Annotated in this window: 2 protein-coding genes; one reads left to right on the plus strand and one right to left on the minus strand. The window is 63.6% G+C overall.

From position 1 onward, the window contains the following. On the minus strand, positions 1–1,653 hold a 1,653-nt coding region (locus HP547_RS12110), incomplete at its 3' end, for an AsmA family protein (RefSeq protein WP_172286395.1). Positions 1,654–1,992: 339 nt separating this feature from the next. On the opposite strand from HP547_RS12110, the gene HP547_RS12115 reads away from it, so the two are divergent. Further along, the coding region (locus tag HP547_RS12115) for a phage infection protein (RefSeq protein WP_172286404.1) at positions 1,993–2,339 on the plus strand (347 nt) is incomplete at its 3' end.

Below are 2,339 nucleotides of genomic sequence, written 5' to 3' on the forward strand. Positions count from 1 at the left end.
GTCCTCGTCGCCAAACAGCTTGCCGACCACATAGTTACCCACGTTCAACCCGGCGATCTCCATCAGGCTGCGGCTGATGGCGCCATCGTTGATCAGCATGCGCAGATCCCCGTTCGCGGTGCCCAGCAGGGCCGCCACCGAATTGCCCCGGCCGCTGATGTCGGCATCACCGTTGAGCTCGCCAAAGCTGGTTTGCATCGGCGCGAAGGTAGGGAACAGTTGCTTGAGCTTGAAGCCACGTGCCGTCAGCCGGGCGCGGCCTTGCAGCGGCACGTTGCGGCCATCCAGGCGCACCTTGGCCGCCAGATTGCCGCCAGCCACCCCGAAGCGCAGCGGCTCCAGGCGCAGCAGGCCGTCGTCCAGGATCACATGGGCCGACAGATCGGTGAACGGCAGTTGTGCGCTGTGTACGATGCGTTTACCGGCAAAAGTGACGTCGGCGTCCATGGCGCGCCAGCGCTCGGTGCGGAACTCTTCCACCGGCAGCACCTTGCCGCTCGGCTGCTTGCTGGCACCGCCGCGGGCCTTCTGCTCGGCGTTGGAGTCGGCGCCGATCAGCGGCGCCAGGTCCTTGAACAGCAACTGGTTGGACACCAGGTTGCCCGACAGCTTTGGCCGTGGCTGGCTGGCGACGAAGGCCAGATCACCGTGAATGTCGCTGTCGCCGATCTTGCCGTTGAAGCCCTGGTAATTGAACGTCGCCCCTTGCGGCGCATGCAGGTTGGCGTTCAGGTGGCCGTCGGTGGAATAAGCCGGGGTGTCGGGCAACGTCACCCCGGTCAACGGGTAGAGGTTGCCCAGGCTGGCACCGGACAGGCGCAGGCGCAGGTCGAGAGCCCCGAGGTTGCGTGGGTCGGTCAGGGTACCGGCGAGCACCACATGGGTGTCGGCAATGCGCACGTCGGCCTGCAGCGGGAACGGCTGGCTGGCGTCCTGCAGGGCCAGCAGGCCGCCGATCTTGCCGGTACCGGCAACCGGCTGGCCTTTGTAACGGCCCTGGGCCTTGAGGCCGAAGGCGTAATCCTGCGCACCGCCGGCTTTGTCGGCGCTGGCCTTGCCGACAATGTCGCTGAACGGGATCGGCTTGCCCAGCGGGTCGATCTGCACCTTCATGCTGGTTTTCAGGGTCTGGTCGTCGAAGCTGACATTGCCTTGGTCGAACCCGATGGCACCGATATCCAGCTGCCACTTGGAGGGTTCTGCGTTTTCATCCTTGGGGCCAAAGTCGAAGGTCCAGTTGGCCCGGCCATCGGCCAGGCGGGTAAGGCTGGCGGTGGGCCTGGTCAGGTCGATGCGCGGGATGCTGATCTGCTGGAACAGCAACGGCAACGGTGCCAGGCGGAACTCGACACGCTCCAGACCGACCATCTTCGGCTCCTTGAGCCATTCGGGGTTGCCCAGGGTCAGGTCTTCGGCAATGAAGTGCGGCCACGGCACCCAGGCCCGCCAACCACCTTCTTCAGGCTCGGTACGCCAATGCACGGCGAGGTTGCCATTGATGGCGAAGGGCCGGTGCAAGGCTTCGGAGACCTTCTCGTTCAGCAGCGGTTTGACGCGGTTCCAGTCAAAGGTGGCGATGACCACCACCAGGATCGCCAAGAGGGTCAGGAGGGTGGCGAGGGTCCAGACGAGGATTCTGGCGGGACGCGTCATTGCGTGATTCTCCTTGCGATATGACACAAAACAGGCGCTGCGATGGCATTCACTAGTTCGGACTGATGAAAACCCGTGGGGTTTTATCGGTGGCGCCATGATAGCGAAGTTTTTCCGGGCCTTTTGCTCGGCAATGGATCGCGCCAGGCCGCGCGTGTTACCCGAGTACCGCACAGCGGGCTGCCGCCCCTTCAGCTGAAAAGCGCTACCTAGACGCGTTGCGAACCTCTATCAATACGGTCGATTGTTACCATTACCCGTATGAACTTCTCTCTGGCGTTACCCGGCGTAGCATTGGCTTCGTACCCACTTTCCAGCCCCCGAGAGGAGCACCGAATCATGAAACGCCATCTTCTGAGCCTGACCCTGTCCCTTCTGGCTGCCAATGCCTTTGCCCTGCCAGCCAGCGAGCAACACCTGACCGCCGAATCACACTCCAGCGCTGTCGAAATCGCCCAGCCGCTGAAAACCGTTGCCGAAGGTGGTTCAGATCGCCTGATCGAGCGCACTGGCCGCGTTGCCGAAGGTGGCTCGGATCGCCTGATCGAACGCACTGGCCGCGTTGCCGAAGGTGGCTCGGATCGCCTGATCGAACGCACTGGCCGCGTTGCCGAAGGTGGCTCGGATCGCCTGATCGAACGCACTGGCCGCGTTGCCGAAGGTGGCTCGGATCGCCTGATCGAACG

It is taken from the genome of Pseudomonas sp. CM27 (assembly GCF_013179515.1).
Classification (GTDB): domain Bacteria; phylum Pseudomonadota; class Gammaproteobacteria; order Pseudomonadales; family Pseudomonadaceae; genus Aquipseudomonas.